Here is a 16,867-nt window from a genome sequence, read left to right on the forward strand (position 1 = left end):
ATGCGATCGCTATCTTTAAAAACTACTTAAAAAAGATTCAAAGGATTTCTAGTCTGAGGGCAATTCGCTATTTGAAACTTCTAATATCTTTATAGTTATTGATGGCAAATTCTAGCTGAAGAAACAAGCGCGCTTTATCGGTGGGTGGAGTACCTTTGTGGAAACAGAATGGATCTTCTACAAACCCAAAACCTGCTGGGCCATAAAAATTGACTAAATTCTCAGCACCATAGTAATCAACAATTTTTTTATCATCTAAATTAGCGCAGCGTAAACCTATCAACTGGTGTAAAAACTTTTTATTTTTGTGACTTCCACGAATACAAACATGAGGGCCGTTAAACATATCTACATTTGTTAAATAAAAAAAGAATTTCAGAAATTTATAGTCATCTATATCATAGTGAAATACTTGAGCTAAGTTCAGTTGCTCAATCCATTCTGTTGAAACTGGAAAACTCCAAACTAGCTCACTAGCTATATGTACAGGTCGAGCCTCTAAAAATTTAGCTGCGATCGCTAATAATCCTGGCTCAGTTTTCATCTTATTAATAGCTGGACACTTTTCAATATTGTGTAAGTAACTACCTACAATAAATTGCTTACCATTGGAGATTTCTGCTTGTTTTTTATTACTTAAATAAAAGTAAAGTTTCGGATCTCTGTTCCCATAACAAATATTAGACTCAGCAAATTCTAATATTTCTTGTACAATATATTGAGGCAAATTAAGACCTGAGTAATAACCATTCTCTTTTAAAGATGAGTTGATTATATCTAAATCAATATTTTCAAAAAAATAATGATTAAATTGGCTAATTTCTTCCGATTCTTTTTGATTTTTAAATAAATAATGAATCCCATTACGTAATACCTCAAAACGAGCTAACTTACGTACCAAAAACAATCTGGGATTCTTGGTTAAATATGCGTGTGTTTTATGAAAGTAATTAAAGGTTTTGGAATAAACATTTTGAATGGCAGTGTACATAGTAAGCTCAAAAAATGAATATTACTAAAAAATGATAAAAATTGCTCAAGATTTTGGAAACTTTGAGCTAGAGATTCAAATATAATTGTTAGCTAGGGAAAAAGCCTCAAGATAATTACGTAATTTGCTCAGTTGATTCTCAAAAAGCCGGAAGCCGGAAGCCGCGTGCGAGTGGCATTGGAACCAAAATGTACGCCACACTCCATCGCGCTCCATTCGTGACAAGTTAAGGGAAAAATATTTTTGTCAACAGTAATTAAGCGATAAATCAACGAGAATTTTGAGCATCAAATTTAGCTAAATACTTAGTTTTGAAGACAAGGGTAAACCAGGGTTAGCGCGTCTCAAACCCTATTGACAAGTGGATTCTAGGAGAGTGTTGAGTTTGGAAGAGCCGCCGCCAACACAGAAATCATATACTGATCATTCATAGCGGCTCGGCGTGACTTTTGTCGAATACTGCGACGAAAAGATGATTCTCGCTCTAAGGCATTGAGAGCAATACGACCTAGCTTTAGCATTATTCTGTGGACTGTGCAGAGAACGAATCCGACATTCATCCTCACCGAATGTGACATCCAATGTCCAATGAACAGAGTTTTCGATTCCCCAATGGTGTCGAATTGCACTACCAATCTTGTTCGCGTCACGCTTCGTGACTGTTGCAAGATCTGAGGTAAGGTATTAATTCCTCTTACCTTCAAAAATGAGCGAACGTACAGCTGTTATAGTAAACCGCAAAAAATCACGCTATTTGGTTACTAGAACCTCATCAAACGCAGTATTTAGAGAAACTTCTCTCCAAGCATCTAGTTCTGTTTTGACCGCCTCCAGCTTGGCATTAATAGCATAAATTGCATCTTCTCCTAGCAGCAATCTCAGTGGCGGATTTTCGCTATCAACTACTTGAATCATCGCCAAAGCTGCTTTCTTCGGATCACCTGGTTCCAAAAATTCCAATTTCATATCCAGAATATCTCGCGCACCTTGACGCATCTCACCAATCACTGATTCATAGTCATTGATTTCGCTATCAGTGATGACAAGAGAACGTGTAACAAAATTTGTCCGAAATGCGCCAGGTTCAACTATTGTGATTTTGATACCGAGAGGTGTAACTTCTTGAGCTAATGCTTCAGAAATTCCTTCGATCGCAAATTTTGCCCCATTATAGATTCCCGTACCAGCATAAGACACAAAGCCACCCACTGATGAAATATTAAGAATGTGTCCACTGCGTTGTTGTCGCATCTGAGGTAATACATTCCGTAGCACTTCCAAGACACCAAAAAAGTTGGTTTCAAACTGACGACGAACTTCTTCATTGCTGACTTCTTCTATTGCTCCTAAAACCCCATATCCAGCATTATTCACAAGTACATCAATGCGTCCAAACTTGGCAATTGCCTGTTTCACTGCTTCCTGAATTTCTTTGGGTTTCGTGACATCAAGTTGCACCGCTAATGTCCGATTCGGAAATTTTGTTACTAAATCTTCTATCTGCTGTAGATTCCGTGCTGTTAGCACCACAGTTTCACCCCGCTCAAGCACTGTTTCTGCTAATGCTCGACCTAAACCTTTTGAGCAACCAGTAATAAACCATATCCGTGTCTGAGAAGCTGAGGAATTGATCATATAAACTCTCCATTTTTAACAAGCGTTACTAAGGTAAAGAAAGTTGAAATTTCAGCAGTAGAAGAATGCATATAAACCACGTCTATCTTGTTCCCTCCCCAATATATCGGCTACGGGGTACACACAATTTTTGCCGCAGCCAATGAATCTCGCTGTGTGTTCTATCCCGCCTCGGAATCAATTCCGAGTCTCATAGCCCAAGTCCACTGAAAGTGGACTAAATAATTAATGTCAGTCCACTTTCAGTGGACTTTCCCTATCAGCCCAGAAATTTATTTCTGGGCGGGATGTCGGTGAGTGTAACAGTTTCACTCTCACAAAAACGTGGGTAGAGGCTTTTGGGACTTCTGTGTACACCGTAGACCCTTTATAAGGGGAGGGTTAGGGTGGGGTAAAACCAGAGTTCAAACCCAAATTTAAAACTATTTCATACTTGTGTATACACCGTAGCTCTCATATCTGGGAAAGGGATTTAGGGTGAGGGCGAAAACTACGGTTCTCAACTTAGATCAGGTTTATCAAGGAAGGCAATTTAAATGCCCATCTGCCTAAATATTGCCAAACGTTTCCTGCATCTTTTTCCGCAGACTAAGCGGCCTCATATCAGTCCAGACTTCTTTGATGTAATCCAGACATTCTTGCTTTAAACCATTTTTTCCAGCATCCTGCCAACCAACGGGGTTTTCCCGCTCAGATGGCCAAATCGAATACTGTTCTTCGTGATTAACTACAACTTTGTAAATTGTTGTGTCTTCTTTGTCATTTTGATACATAACTTACCTCTTGATATTTGATTAAATATGTCTCACAATTTGGTAACAATTTAGTTAATTTGTGCAGAAAAACTCCAGTATTTTAATAGTTATCTCTCCCTATTTACTCACTTCAGCTTTGAGTAAACTTAAATATTTAAATTCCCAAACTGTTAATAGAAATACAATTAACATAAATAAAATGTCTGCAAACAACATTCCATAATATATGCCCCTTACACCTGATATTCTTGAAAAGAAGAGGATCATTGGCACTGTTAAAATTATACTTCTTAATAAAATTACTACTAACACAGTTTTACCTTTGCCTATAGATAGAAAAAGAGTATTGCTAAAGTATGCTAAAGGCCATACTGGTATTAATATACTGAGAATTATAAAATTAAATATATCACCTTCTGTAAAATTAGCACCTGGGAGAATTATCCCTAAAAATGACTTCGGGAATAATTGTAAAGGCAGCCAAATTAATATTGCTAAAATAGTGCCAATGATGGCAAAAGTTAAGTAGGCTTTTTTTATCCTTTCATAATTTTGTGCGCCATAATTTATGCCGATTATAGGTTGTAATGCTTGTGCGAAACCAATGATAGGGATAAATACAAATGAAGAGACTTTGACTGTTGCTCCAAAAAAAGCAATATCGCTATCTGTGCCGTAGTAAGAAATTAAATTGAAAATCACAAAGTCTTGAATTAATATCGTAATTGGATAAAATAATTGTGATATGCCGACGGATAAGATTGTACGTAATAAATCTATTGCGATCGCTATTTTTTTAAGATTGACTAGAATAGAACTTTTGCCAGAAAGGAAATAAGTTAAGTTGATAAAAGTAGAAACAGCCATTGCAATAACTGTAGCCAGGGCAATTCCTTGAATACCCCAACGAAAGACACTTATAAATATTAAATTTAAGACAATATTAAGGATAATAAAAATTAAGTCAAATATAGTTGATAGTCTAATTTTGCCTTCTGATTTAATGATCTGGCTAGAAGCTCCCGCTAGTATATAAAATACTGAACCCAGTATATAAGTCTTAAAATATGCCACACCAGCAGAGGCTACTTCGCCACTTCCTCCCATGAACACAATTAATTTTTCACTAAAGCTATAGCCAAGGGTTGTGATCACAAAAGCGATCGCTACACCCATAACCACTAAGTTACCAAATATTTTCGACTGAATTTTGATATTTCCAGAACCAATGGCTTGACTCAGAGCAGAACCAGAACCGACCCCAACTAAGGCAGAAAATCCCTCAGCTATACCAGTGAGCGGTAGTGCAAGGGTAATACCAGCCAGATCTGTTTCACCAAGAAATTGCCCTGCAAATAAAGCATCAAGAAAATTATTCAAGCTAAACATCAGTATTCCCAGAGTACTGGGAATTGATAACTTGAACATCAGCTTAACAAGATTACCTTGAAGTATTTCATGTGTAATTTGAGATTGTTTTTGTGAAATCATTTTTTCATTTTTGGCTCATTTCTGTTGACTCAACCTTAATCAAACGGCTAACGCGATACTGCCTCACTGCTTCTAACTCCATCTCTTTTGCTGAGTTAAATGCACTCATGACCTCACCACAAACTTCTACTCTGGCTTCATAGGCCCCTGATGTACTACCATCTGGAACTACAAAATCAATACGAACTTCTGCCCACTCAGCATCCTCTCCTTCAGCAACCTCTTCCATCGCCAGCACTTTGCCTGCTTTCAAGTAATCTAGCCAACTCCAACCACACTGCATCCAAATTTCGCGTTCAGCACTTTGCTCAAATTTGCTTAAACCAGTCCATCCTCGATAGTGTTGACGCAAACCAGAAACTGAACCATTTCGCTGCACCAATAAATCCAATACATCTGGCTCTAAATGTCCCCATAAGCAGCCTTGGGGTAAATCAACTAAGGTAGGAGCAAATTGATGACCACCAAAATGAGTTGTTTGCCAGACTCTTAATTTTCCATTAGAAGCAGGAGCATAAGCTTTACGTAATTGTCGGTAGATGGAAGTCCCAAATCTGCCACAAGCAAGGTCAACTTGAGCATGGGTACAAACCATGAGTTCACGAATGTGACTCGTTTGTTGTAGATATTGCTGAAATTCCGATAAATCGTTGGGTTGTTGCATTAATTGCTTGAATATTGCTGTCACCAAAGCAGCAGTTTCGCTTTCTGGAACAACAAATTCTTGTTTCTCAAACTGAGAAAAAAGCCTTGCAGGACGATAGTAGTAGAACACGCGGGTAAAGCCAGGATGAGAATACTCGCCATCAGGAGCAATTAGCATCGGTTTCAACTTGACCCCATGCTTAAAAATTAACTCTTCAAATAAACCCATCAATGATTTAATCGTTGGATTTTCTTGAAATATTTCTTGCGGCCAAGGTTGCGGAACTTCCATAATCAACCAATGTTCGCAAGTACCTGCTGTCCCAATAGGATCTTCTCCATTGGTTTTAGAAACTAAGGAACAAAAACGACAGTCACTTGTGATAACTTGGTGAGTATGTTGAGTTGGCATATTTACTATCTCTGTAGCTGTTATTCAAAAAGAATGAAATAGTGATAAATGATTAATCAAATCCCATTCCTTTTTGCATACCCTTATACAAGGTGTCATAAAAATATTGATGTGGCACCAATCTTTTATACAAGGCATATAGATTAAGTTCCCATGATGATTGTGTGACAAAATATTGTCTTTTAGGCTTTCTAGCGTGCAGAGCTTTCAAAATCGTACTTGCCACTTTTTCAGGTGGTAACCCTGTGCTGCGATTGTCTTCTACTGCTCCTTGCATATATATTTTGTAATTATTGCCATATATAGCTTTAGTTTCGGGAGACATATTAGCTAATGTTTCCTGATAACTAACTTCTACTTTGTCAGCCTGTTCTGGAGTTACTATTCCTCCTGGCAAGATGGAAATAACCTCAATGCCACTAGAGCATAATTCCATTCTTAAACAATCTGTAATTGCCTCGATCGCAAATTTAGAAGCACACAAAAGACTTCTATAAGGTAGAGCTAATCTCCCACAAATTGCACTGATATTGATGATTCGACCTTTAGCTTTCCGAATCAATGGCAAGAATGCTTGGGTAACTGTAATTTGCCCAATAACATTTACTTCAAAATTCCATCTGATATCATCTATTTTAAGACATTCTAGTGGGCCATCTACTGCTACAACTGCATTATTAATTAATGCGAATAATCCTTCTTCTCGAACCGCTAGTGAGACAAATTCTAAAGCAGATTTAATTTCTTCCGCTTTGGTGATGTCCATAATAATAGGTGTTAAATTACCAGATGCCGCCTGTTTTAGCGACTGTGAATCTTTCTCAGTGCGGACTCCAGCAAAAACTCGATATCCTTCCTTGGCAAGTGAAAGCGCAGTTACTCGACCTAAGCCGGTGGATGTTCCTGTGATGACAACTGCGCCTTTATTACTCTGATTCATACTTATTGTCTCCAAGATGAAATGTATTTTTATACTTGAAAAGGGTAAAACTAAAAATATGGCGTATATCAACTAAATCCAATATTTAAACAAAGTCAGAAACAAGTGGTCTTGACTTTCCTTGATGCTGACGCCGACCATGCATAACCATTTTCACGCCACTCTTGGCGTAACATTGATCATTGGAATGCTTTGCTTGTTCTGGTCGCTTATTAACCAGCGTTAATTTATAGTTTGAAAGAATTGTTGCTAACACAAGCTTCATTTGAAAGCTCGAAAAAGCTCCTGCAATACAACTACGAGCGCCGCCACCGAAGGGAATAAATTCATAGGGAGAGAATTTGTTTTCTAGAAAGCGCTCTGGTTTAAATTGTTTCGGTTCTGGATACACATCTTCACGTTGATGTGTTGAATAAATATTAGTAAAGAGGATCGTACCTGGAATTAATTCATACCCCATGATTTCCACTGGAGAAACTACCACCCTTGCCAGCGAGAACATCGAACTTGGGTAAATTCGTAAAGCCTCGTTGCAAACAGCATTAAGGTAAGGCAATGCTACAATCTTCATCGGATCTGGGTTTTCACCAAGGCTATCGAGTTCATCAAGTAGTTGCTCACGCACATCTGTTAAACTGTGAACCCAGTATAATAGCCAGGTAAGAGAATCTGTTGCACCATTATTACTTGCTGATATAGGCAAAAACAAAAGATCGCGCACCTCTTCATCACTTAGCGGTTTACCTGTTTCATCACAAGCAAATATCAGATCGTTGAGCATATCAGTGCGTGAAGAATCTGCTTGTTTACGGCGTTCTTTGACTTCATCATATAAAAATTGGAAAATTTCTTTCAGCAGATATTTATGGTATCCCCACGGACTTAGCCGACCTAAATCCAATTGTGCAAAAGGCAATTTCTTTATGATCTCAAACAGGGGAGATTTTTCATATTTCATGCAAGAGGTATATAGATGTTTGATTTTTTCATAGCGCTCTCCTTCTCGTAATCCAATCACAACTTCTATAGCTACTTGTAAGGTGATTTTTGATAACATTTCATTGGCAATGAAAGTTTTTGCGATCGTCTGTTGACTAATAATTTTTTCTGTGAGTTCACAAATACTTTTTCCAGTAGCGTTCATCCGCTCCCCGTGGTAAGCCTTCATTAACAGAGGACGACGATGTTTGTGAACTAAGCCATCAATATGAAGGATTCCTTGCTGTCCCATCTGTCCGACTGTAATCGGGGAATCTCCTGGGGGAATAGTAGAGATTGTAATTTCTTTAGTATTAGTTAAATACTGCTTTATTCCTGATGGATTGCTGACGTAAACTATTGGTGTAGAACCAGCCATTATGGTGATAATATCGCCATAGCGTTGGTAAATAGCATCCAAGCAGCCAAGGGGATTAGTGTCTAGTTGCTGACTTAGTAGCCATAATGGGATTTTCGGCCCTGGTGGTAGTGTCATAAATCTGATTCACTCCGATGATTTATAGATATTTAGCTAGAAAAAAACAAACTCATCAATCAAATTTTTCAGAAAAATATATCAACAGAATCAAACATCAAATTCACTGGCTAAACTAGACCAACAGCTAATGGCTGCGACTTTCCTTGATCTTGACGCTGACCACGCATAACCATTTTCACGCCACTTGCAGGAGAAGAAATTAAACCTGCAAATTTGGGACGTTCTGGGCGCTGACTGACCAACTCTAATTGATAGTGTGAAAGAATGGTTGCTAATATAAGTTTCATTTCAAAGAGGGCAAAAGTCGCACCAATGCATACACGAGAACCGCCACCAAATGGCAGAAATTCGTAGGGAGAAAATTGTTTTTCTAAAAAGCGTTCTGGCTGAAATTCTTTTGGATTTGGATATAAATCATCACGTTGATGGGTCGAATAAATATTACCAATAAGTATCGTACCGGGATTTAGTTTATAGCCCATTAATTCAATTGGCGATTCTACCAACCTGGGAAATGTAAACAACTGAGTTGGGTAAATTCGCAAAACTTCGTTACAAACAGCACTTAGATAAGGGAGTGCAACAATGCTAATTGGGTCTGGATTTTGACCAAGACTATCAAGTTCTTCCAGTAGTTTCTCTCGAACATTTTTTAACCGATGAATCCAATATAAAGACCAACTAATCGCAGTTCCGGAAGCATCACCAGCTGCAAATATAGGTGATAGTAGCAGGTCACGCACCTCTTCATTGCTTAATGTTTCACCTGTTTCATCACAAGCAAATATCAAATCGCTAAGTATATCAGTGTGTGATAAATCTGTTTGCTGGCGACGTTCTTTAACCTCGGTAGATAGCAATTGAAAAAGTTCTCGCCGGAGGTGAAGGAGATATCCCTGTGGACTCCATCGGCCTAAATCTTTTTCTAGGAAAATCTTGCTAAAAATCTTAACTATAAGAGATTGTCTATCGAGTTTAAGCAAAGATGCAAATAAATGCTTAATTTTTTCATGGCGTTCTCCTCCATCCAAACCAATTACCCTTTCTATACCCACTTGAAAGGTAATCTCTTCAATCACCGGGTATGCAAGAAAAGGTTTTCCAATCACCTGTTTATTCATCATCTTTTCTGTGAGTTCACAGATACCTCGACCACAGGCTTGCATCCGCGCTCCATGAAAAGCCTGCATTAGGAGCTTACGGCGATTTTTATGAATTAAACCATCAAGTTGCAAGACTCCTTTATCTCCGGTTATGAAGGCGAAATCTTGGTTTAATGCACCGCTAGCTGTAATTTCTTTGGTATTTGTAAAAACTTCTTTTATCCCTGAAGGATTGCTGATATAAACAATTGGTGTAGAACCAGACATTACAGTAACTATGTCACCATAACGTTTGGAAATAGTATCTAAATAACTAAAGGGATTAAGCTCGAATTGTAGACCTAGGAACCACAAGGGTGTTTTCAGTTCTGGGGGAAGTTTCATTATGATTTTTTACTCCCATTATTTATGACATTGCACGCAGCATGATCGATACAATTTCTCAGATGTTTAGCTAATTCTTGAATATGAGGCTCAATGAAAATCGAGAAATGATCGCCAGGAACTTCAATTACTTGAATGGGTTGATTAGAATATTTACCCCAACCTAGTAAGGGATCATCAGTATTCCATTCTGGATTGTCAAAGTCATGAATAATCTCTTCTTTGGCTCGAAATAGAGTTATAGGCTCAGGATAAAGTCGCGGAACATAATCTCGCATGGCTTGAACATCAGCTTTAAAAAGTTTGTAATAGTTGATAAAATCTTTAATTTCTGTATCGCTAAAGATGAAGTTTGCTTTTTGATTAATCAAATCGAGTTGCTCATTTAGTGACAAATCTCGAAGTTCTTCAAAAGGAATTGAAAAATCTATATTATTATCGGTTTTTATCGATTCAGCCATGCGGAGTAAAAATTTTGCATCATCATCTTTTGTCGATTCAATGCGTGTTTCTGAGAGTATGGCATCGATAACAACTAGCAGATCTACCGTTTCACCCTGTCTTTGTAATTGCTGCGCCATTTCAAAAGCAAGTACACCGCCGTAACAATGTCCACCTAAAAGATAAGGGCCATTTGGTTGCACTTTCCGAATTTCTTGGAGGTAATTATTTGCTGTCTCTTCTAATGAGAGAATTTTAGTGTTTTCTTTGTCAGGGGTATGTTCTAGGGCATAAAATGGATAATCTTCACCAAGCCTTCTGGATAACTTAAAGTAATTATTAATGCCTCCACCAGCACCATGCATACAAAAGAAAGGTGTCTTGGAACCAGAAGAGTTAATTGCTACAATAGGTGAATTGTAAATTTCGTGCGATCGCTGACTGACAATAACAGCTAGTTTCTCAATTGTAGGATTTTCAAAAAGAGTAGATAAGCTAAGATTATGCCCGAATTTATCTTGGATTTGAGCCATTAAGCGTACAGCTAAAAATGAGTGACCACCTAAGTCAAAAAAGTTCTCTGTCACCCCAATGTGGTTAGTCTTTAGGAGATTTTCCCACAACTTTACTAATGATAATTCTGCAAAATTCCGAGGAGCAATTAAGGATTTAGTAGTATTTGTCTGAATAACTTCATCTGTGCAAAGAGAACGCTTGTCTACTTTACCATTAGGTGTAAGTGGGAGTGCATTTAATACCACAAATGCAGATGGTAGCATATAAGTAGGTAATTTTTGTTGCAAATAAGTCCACAATTGTGCAGTGATGTCGTGTTTATCTGTGACAATATAGGCAATTAAAGATTGATTTTCTTGGGTATCATTGTTGGCAATTACAACTGATTCTTGCACATCTGAATGTTGTGTAATAGCTGTAGTAATTTCACTTAATTCGACGCGAAAACCCCTGATTTTTACTTGTTCATCATAGCGCCCCAAATATTCAATATTACCATCATTAAGATAACGCCCTAAATCCCCTGTTTTGTAAATCTTTGTTTGGTAGACAAAGGGATTATCAATAAATCTTTCTTGAGTTAATTCAAGACGATGTAAATAACCCTTTGCCAATCCGTCACCACCAATATAAAGTTCGCCAAAAACTCCTATAGGTGTTGGTTGTAAATCGTGATTCAACACATAAACTTGACTATTATCAATAGGACGACCGATAGGTACGCTGTTTGCTTGGTCTGATAATAAACTGGTGTCGTAGTAAGTGGCGTTGGCGGAAACTTCTGATGAACCGTAGAGGTTGATTAATTTTGCAAATGGCATTAACTCTTGGAAATTTTTAGCTAACTTAATAGATAGTGCTTCTCCGCTAGTTATCCAAAGTTTTACTGGCGATAGTTTTTTGGTCAAATGACTGTAATTATCTAGAAGTAAACGCAGTAGTGACGGCACAAGTATAATACGGGTAACTTTGTAATGCGCCAAAGCTTCTATAAATAGCTGCGGATCTAATACAGTTGCATTGCTAATAATTACAGTAGGAATTCCTTTGAGTAAAGGAGCAAAAATTTCCCATACAGAATCTACAAAGCTAATAGCTGTTTTCTGACAACAAACTTCTCCTGGGGTGAAAGGATAAGTTTTCCATAGCCAGTGTAACCCATTGACTGTACCCCGATGAGTGCCAAGAACACCTTTAGGAGTTCCAGTTGAGCCAGAAGTGTAAATAATATAGGCAAGATTATCAGCTTTTGAGATATTAATGAGATTTTCTGGACTTTCTTGAGCAATTTCGTCTTTGTAGATATCCAAGCAAACAGTTTTAGCGGAAGATAATGATAGTTTTTCTGATATTTCTTGGTGACTAATTAATACTGAAGCTTGAGAATCAGAGAGCATAAAATTCAGACGCTCAACTGGATAACTTGGATCAAGTGGAATGTATACACCCCCAGCTTTGAGAATAGCTAAAATTCCTATCACCATGTCTTCAGAACGTTCAAGACATAAAGCAACCAGTGTTTCTTTTGTAACACCCTGTTTTTGCAAATAATGTGCCAGCTGATTCACTTTATAGTTAAGTTGACGATAGGAAACTTTTTCTGTCTGGCTAATTAATGCTAAAGAGTCAGGTGTTAGTTCAACTTGTTGCTCAAATAATTGATGCAGAGGTGCATCTTGATAATCTGCATGAGTTTGATTAAATTTAAATAATAATTGTTCTTGATCAGAAGCAGTTAGTAGCGATAATTCACAGATGTGTTGCTCTGGATTAGTAAGGATATTTTCTAATAAAGTCTGGAAATTGTTAATAAATTGGATAATTGTTGTTGAATCAAAAATATCTGTATTGTACTCCAAACACCCTGTTAATCCCTCTTGGGATTCAAACATTGACAGAAAAATATCAAGTTGAGATGTACCACTATCAAAATCTAAAGCACGTAAGCTTAATCCAGATACTTCCTGCACAGATGTTGGAGTATTTTGCAGGACAAACATGACTTCATAAAGTGGATTTCGGCTTAAATTTCGTTCAGGCTGTAATTCTTCTACAAGCATCTCAAAAGGCAAATCTTGATGTGCATAAGCATTGAGAGTCATCTCACGAACTTGATGTAAAAGTTGGCGAAAATTGGGATTACCACTGAGGTTATTACGCAATACCAAAGTATTAACAAATAATCCTAACATTCCTTCTAATTCGGCTCGGTTGCGGTTGGCAATTGGAGAACCAATCACAATATCTTCTTGGTTTGTGTAGCGATATAATAGTATGTTAAATGCTGCCAGCAAACTCATAAATAAAGTGGCATCTTCTCGCTGGCTGAATTGTTTGAGCGCATCAGTTAGCACTTTTGAGAATGTAAAATATTGCTTGGCACCAGCAAAAGTTGTAACGCTAGGTCGCGGACGGTCTGTGGGTAATTGTAGTACAGGAAGCTCACCACTTAGTTGTTGCTTCCAGTAATTTAATTTGGTCGCGAGGAATTCACCTTGGATGCGATCGCGTTGCCAAATTGCAAAATCTGCATACTGAATCGGGAGTTCAGGTAAGGAAGAAGGCTGATTTGTAGAGAAAGCCGCATATAGTGTTGACAATTCCCGCAAGAACACACTACAAGACCATCCATCCGTAATGATGTGGTGCATGGTAACAAGCAAAACGTGTTCTTCTTCACTCAAGCGTAGTAAAGTTGCTCTAACTAAAAGTCCTTTAGCTAAATTAAAGGGTTTTGTTGCTGATTCGGCTACAAGTTGTTGAACTTCTCCTTCCCAATTTTTACCAGACAAATGCTCAATATTAATAATAGGTAAATCCCAAGTTAAGTTTGGTGAAATTTCCTGTACTGGCTCTCCATTAACAAGTGTAAAATTTGTGCGCCAGATTTCGTGGCGCTTGAGAATTTCATTCAGACTTTGTTGAAGTGCTGTAATATTCAGTTGTCCTTTTATATGAAAAGCAATAGGGATATTGTAGAAAGAACTGCCGTGGTAAAGTTGGTCAATAAACCATAATCTTTGTTGAGAGAAAGATAAGGGAATATTATTCAATTTTTGTCGTTTGGCAATAGTATCAGCTAGAAACTTTCCTCCCTTCCATTTTTCCAAGAGAGCTTTTTTTGCAGGTGATAAATTAGAACGAGGTTTATCCATTGTTAATATGTAATTAAAAATTGTTAGTTGCGATCGCAATCCTATTTAATTTATGAACGTACTGTTAAATACAGGTAACAGGAGAATTTTACAAAATTTATTTATGCTTTGAAACTCTTTCTCTGCGTCCCTACCTGAAATAAAAAAATATTTAATTTTACGCAAAGCCGCAGAAAGGAGAGATCAGATAAATCTTGAGCGTTCACAAAAAAAAATAGGATTTTTATATTACTGAAGAGAAGCTTTCTGACAAACAAAACAAGCTATGTCTTCGCTCTCTCCAAAGTCTCTGGTATTATAATAATTAAATTGTGTAAAACCTGCATCTTTTAAGGCTGACTCAACTTCTTCTAAAAAATGGTCTTTTCTTAACCAAATAGTATCTGAGCGCTTCCAAGCCTTTTCTACTAATTCAAATCCTGTGACTTTGATTTCCCACATTCTCTCTTCTGGTTTGTAGTAGAATAACTCTATCAATGAGCATTCATCATTGACACTGACAATATTAAAATTGTTTTTCTGAGCAGCTTCATGTAGCCAATCTGTTATTGGGATGTTGAACACAAAAATGCCCCCATCTTTCAGTGTAGCATATACGTTTTTGAATACCATTTTCAACTCTTCATTGTTTTGAATAAAATGGAGAACATCATTTCCCAGAGCTGCATCAAAGATGGATGGGAACTCAAAGTTACGTATATCACTAAGGATAAATTCACTTTCAGGTGCGTTTTTTCTAGCGTAGTTTAGCAGCGCTTCAGAAGCGTCTATTCCAGTAACTTTATATCCCCTAGTGTTAAGCTGTTGCGCTAAATATCCAGAACCACAACCAAGTTCAAGAATATGCGCTCCCGCAGGAAGTTGTGATAAGAAAATTTGCTCTAAAGCAGGTATTATGCCTGCTAGCAAATCTTCAGGTGTATTCTTGAATTCGTTCTGTAAACGAGCGATGGGTTCATAGTTGGGAAGATTGTTTAGCAGAGACATAGACTATTTTTCCTGTTGTAAAATGAAGGTTTTCAATCAAATAGTTTTGGTACTATTTCTTTAGTATGTTTATAAGTTGGATAAGTAAGTTAGCGCGAAAAAAACTAAATATGTTACGAAACATAAATAGGCTTAAAACCCTTGTAAATAATGAAGGACAAATGACAAATGACAGCCTTAGCCAGTTAGCTTTAATTGCGCCGATTTAGTTAAGAATGTAAGTCAATATCTGTTAACCAAAAGAGCTTCTACCTCTTCTTCGGATAATTCTTCTATTTTTTCCAACAGAAGTTGCTCAATCATTTCTGCTTGTTTGGCTGGTATCATTGCTTGCAATAAAAGGTCACGTAGTGGTAAATCTACGGGAAATTTTGCTCGTAATCGAGAAACCAGTTGAGTTGCAATGAGAGAGTCTCCTCCTAACTCATAGAAGTTGTCGTAAATGCCAACTTCTGCAATCCCAAGTACCTCTTGCCATATTTCTGTAATTTGTTTTTCCAATTCATTTGTCGGAGCAACATAGGGATTACTCAGTTGAGGTCTGCAATAGCGCAAGGATAAATTTAATTGATTAGAAGATTGTGAATTTGCTAAATAATCAAGGTTAAATGCATAATTATGCCGAGCCTCTATATCTACTGTAGAAACAACAATTTGAGTTCCTTTTTCTAGAGAAAATATTCTTTTAAATACTTCTATACTTTCTGCTGGAGTAATTGCTAACTCTACTCCAGATGTCTGTTCTATCGTTTTTTTATCTTGGGTAATATTTAGTTGTAATTTATCCCAGTTTATAGTATACCACGTTAAACAATTATTTCGGTTATGTTGTTTAGAAAAGGTATCTATCAAATGGTTGACTGCCGAATATAAAGATAACCCAAATCCTCCTAATATAGAAGATAATGACGAAAAGATGATACAAAAGTCTAACTTTTGATTTTGTAAAACTTGTTCTAATACACTAATTTTACGACGTTGTAAATCGAATAAGTTTTCTAATTCTAGTTTACCAATTTCTGGAATTGAACCAAATATTTTTTCACGCATAATTCCAGTTGAATAAATAACCCCGTTAATTTGCCCAATATTATTAGATGAAAAGCTTTGATGCATTTGTTCATAATTAGTTGGATCTGCACGTAATACCAAAACTTTTGCACCTAATTTTTCTAATGCTAGCAATTGTTGAATTTTGTAACTTACTTCATTTTCTTGAGTGTGAGTTCCAAGCCATTGAGAGAAATCATCCTTTTCTGGAAAAGCTAAATCTTCAATAAATATAAGTTTTGCTTGTAGAGTTTTTACTAAATATTCTGCTAGCACAATTTCAATACTTTCTATCCCGCCAGAGAAAAGATAAACACCCTGTTTTCTCAACAGTGTTTTTTCTTCAGCTACTGGCTCTAAGTGGACTGGCTCAAATGTTTGTACCCAACGGTAAGAACCACGATAAGCAACAACTAAGTCTGAGGATGCAGATGTTAACTCGCTTAAAAGTTTATCAATAATATTACTTTCACAATCGCCTTGTTGTTTCTCTACATCTAGATGCTTAGTTAAAGCAATATCAATATTCCGACAGGTTATATTAGGATACTCTTGAGAAATTACCTGACATAAACCTAATACCGTTGCTTTATCTGGATCTAGAATTTCATTTCCATTAACTTCTTGAATATTATTAGATATAACCCAAAGTTGTAAGCTTTCATTAGTTTTCAGTTTTCTCAGGCTTTGTGCTAAAAATAGTAGACTACTAAATTCTAAATATTCACCTGGTTTTCTAGCTTCAAGACTATTTATGCTCCATAGATATGCTATATTTTGCGGGGTTTTTCCGAATGAAATTAATTGTTCAAATAATAAGCTATAGTTTTGAGCTATGCATGGATTAATTGTATAAATATCTTCAGCTAGTTTATTAAAAGCTTC

General features: G+C 36.9%; 11 protein-coding genes and 1 pseudogene. All 12 read right to left on the bottom strand.

The window, feature by feature from the left end:
• Nucleotides 1-67: 67 nt before the first annotated feature.
• Complete coding sequence (locus LC605_RS08035; RefSeq protein ID WP_229547042.1) at nt 68-901, bottom strand: hypothetical protein; 834 nt, start codon at nt 899-901, stop codon at nt 68-70.
• A 458-nt stretch (nt 902-1,359) separates the two neighbouring features.
• Nucleotides 1,360-1,618: pseudogene (locus LC605_RS08040) on the bottom strand (transposase); the annotation flags it as partial.
• 123 nt (nt 1,619-1,741) lie between these two features.
• The gene (locus LC605_RS08045) at nt 1,742-2,626 is read right to left on the bottom strand and encodes an oxidoreductase (RefSeq protein ID WP_229547043.1); all 885 of its coding nucleotides are present in this window, start codon (nt 2,624-2,626) and stop codon (nt 1,742-1,744) included.
• Between the two features lie 548 nt (nt 2,627-3,174).
• The gene (locus LC605_RS08050; protein ID WP_229547044.1) at nt 3,175-3,399 is read right to left on the bottom strand and encodes an MbtH family protein; all 225 of its coding nucleotides are present in this window, start codon (nt 3,397-3,399) and stop codon (nt 3,175-3,177) included.
• Between the two features lie 99 nt (nt 3,400-3,498).
• Nucleotides 3,499-4,872 carry an MATE family efflux transporter gene (locus LC605_RS08055; RefSeq protein WP_229547045.1) on the bottom strand — a complete coding sequence of 458 codons (1,374 nt, stop codon included), beginning with the start codon at nt 4,870-4,872 and terminating at the stop codon, nt 3,499-3,501.
• A 4-nt stretch (nt 4,873-4,876) separates the two neighbouring features.
• Complete coding sequence (locus LC605_RS08060) at nt 4,877-5,929, bottom strand: sucrase ferredoxin (RefSeq protein ID WP_229547046.1); 1,053 nt, start codon at nt 5,927-5,929, stop codon at nt 4,877-4,879.
• 52 nt (nt 5,930-5,981) lie between these two features.
• Entirely contained in the window at nt 5,982-6,869 is an 888-nt protein-coding gene (locus tag LC605_RS08065) for an SDR family oxidoreductase (protein ID WP_229547047.1), read from the bottom strand.
• 85 nt (nt 6,870-6,954) lie between these two features.
• Nucleotides 6,955-8,343, bottom strand: coding sequence for a cytochrome P450 (locus LC605_RS08070; protein WP_229547048.1), 1,389 nt, complete (start codon nt 8,341-8,343; stop codon nt 6,955-6,957).
• A 110-nt stretch (nt 8,344-8,453) separates the two neighbouring features.
• Nucleotides 8,454-9,833: a cytochrome P450 gene (locus LC605_RS08075; RefSeq protein WP_229547049.1), complete on the bottom strand. Its 1,380-nt coding sequence runs from the start codon at nt 9,831-9,833 to the stop codon at nt 8,454-8,456.
• Nucleotides 9,833-13,945, bottom strand: a complete 4,113-nt coding sequence (locus LC605_RS08080) for a non-ribosomal peptide synthetase (RefSeq protein WP_229547050.1) — start codon at nt 13,943-13,945, stop codon at nt 9,833-9,835. Before LC605_RS08080 ends, LC605_RS08075 begins: the two co-directional genes overlap by 1 nt.
• Before the next feature lie 228 nt (nt 13,946-14,173).
• A complete protein-coding gene (locus tag LC605_RS08085) occupies nt 14,174-14,932 on the bottom strand; it encodes a bifunctional 2-polyprenyl-6-hydroxyphenol methylase/3-demethylubiquinol 3-O-methyltransferase UbiG (RefSeq protein WP_229547051.1) in 759 nt (252 codons plus the stop codon).
• 222 nt (nt 14,933-15,154) lie between these two features.
• Nucleotides 15,155-16,867: KR domain-containing protein (locus LC605_RS08090; RefSeq protein ID WP_229547052.1), on the bottom strand; the 1,713-nt coding region annotated here is incomplete at its 5' end.

It is taken from the genome of Nostoc sp. CHAB 5836, assembly GCF_020829445.1.
In the GTDB taxonomy this organism is placed as follows: domain Bacteria; phylum Cyanobacteriota; class Cyanobacteriia; order Cyanobacteriales; family Nostocaceae; genus Nostoc.

Bases quoted from the DNA above. Each gene is read 5' to 3' on its own strand.
- LC605_RS08050 (WP_229547044.1), bottom strand. From the start codon at position 3,399: ATGTATCAAAATGACAAAGAAGACACAACAATTTACAAAGTTGTAGTT.
- LC605_RS08045 (WP_229547043.1), bottom strand. From the start codon at position 2,626: ATGATCAATTCCTCAGCTTCTCAGACACGGATATGGTTTATTACTGGT.
- LC605_RS08065 (WP_229547047.1), bottom strand. From the start codon at position 6,869: ATGAATCAGAGTAATAAAGGCGCAGTTGTCATCACAGGAACATCCACC.
- LC605_RS08080 (WP_229547050.1), bottom strand. From the start codon at position 13,945: ATGGATAAACCTCGTTCTAATTTATCACCTGCAAAAAAAGCTCTCTTG.
- LC605_RS08055 (WP_229547045.1), bottom strand. From the start codon at position 4,872: ATGATTTCACAAAAACAATCTCAAATTACACATGAAATACTTCAAGGT.
- LC605_RS08060 (WP_229547046.1), bottom strand. From the start codon at position 5,929: ATGCCAACTCAACATACTCACCAAGTTATCACAAGTGACTGTCGTTTT.
- LC605_RS08085 (WP_229547051.1), bottom strand. From the start codon at position 14,932: ATGTCTCTGCTAAACAATCTTCCCAACTATGAACCCATCGCTCGTTTA.
- LC605_RS08075 (WP_229547049.1), bottom strand. From the start codon at position 9,833: ATGAAACTTCCCCCAGAACTGAAAACACCCTTGTGGTTCCTAGGTCTA.
- LC605_RS08070 (WP_229547048.1), bottom strand. From the start codon at position 8,343: ATGACACTACCACCAGGGCCGAAAATCCCATTATGGCTACTAAGTCAG.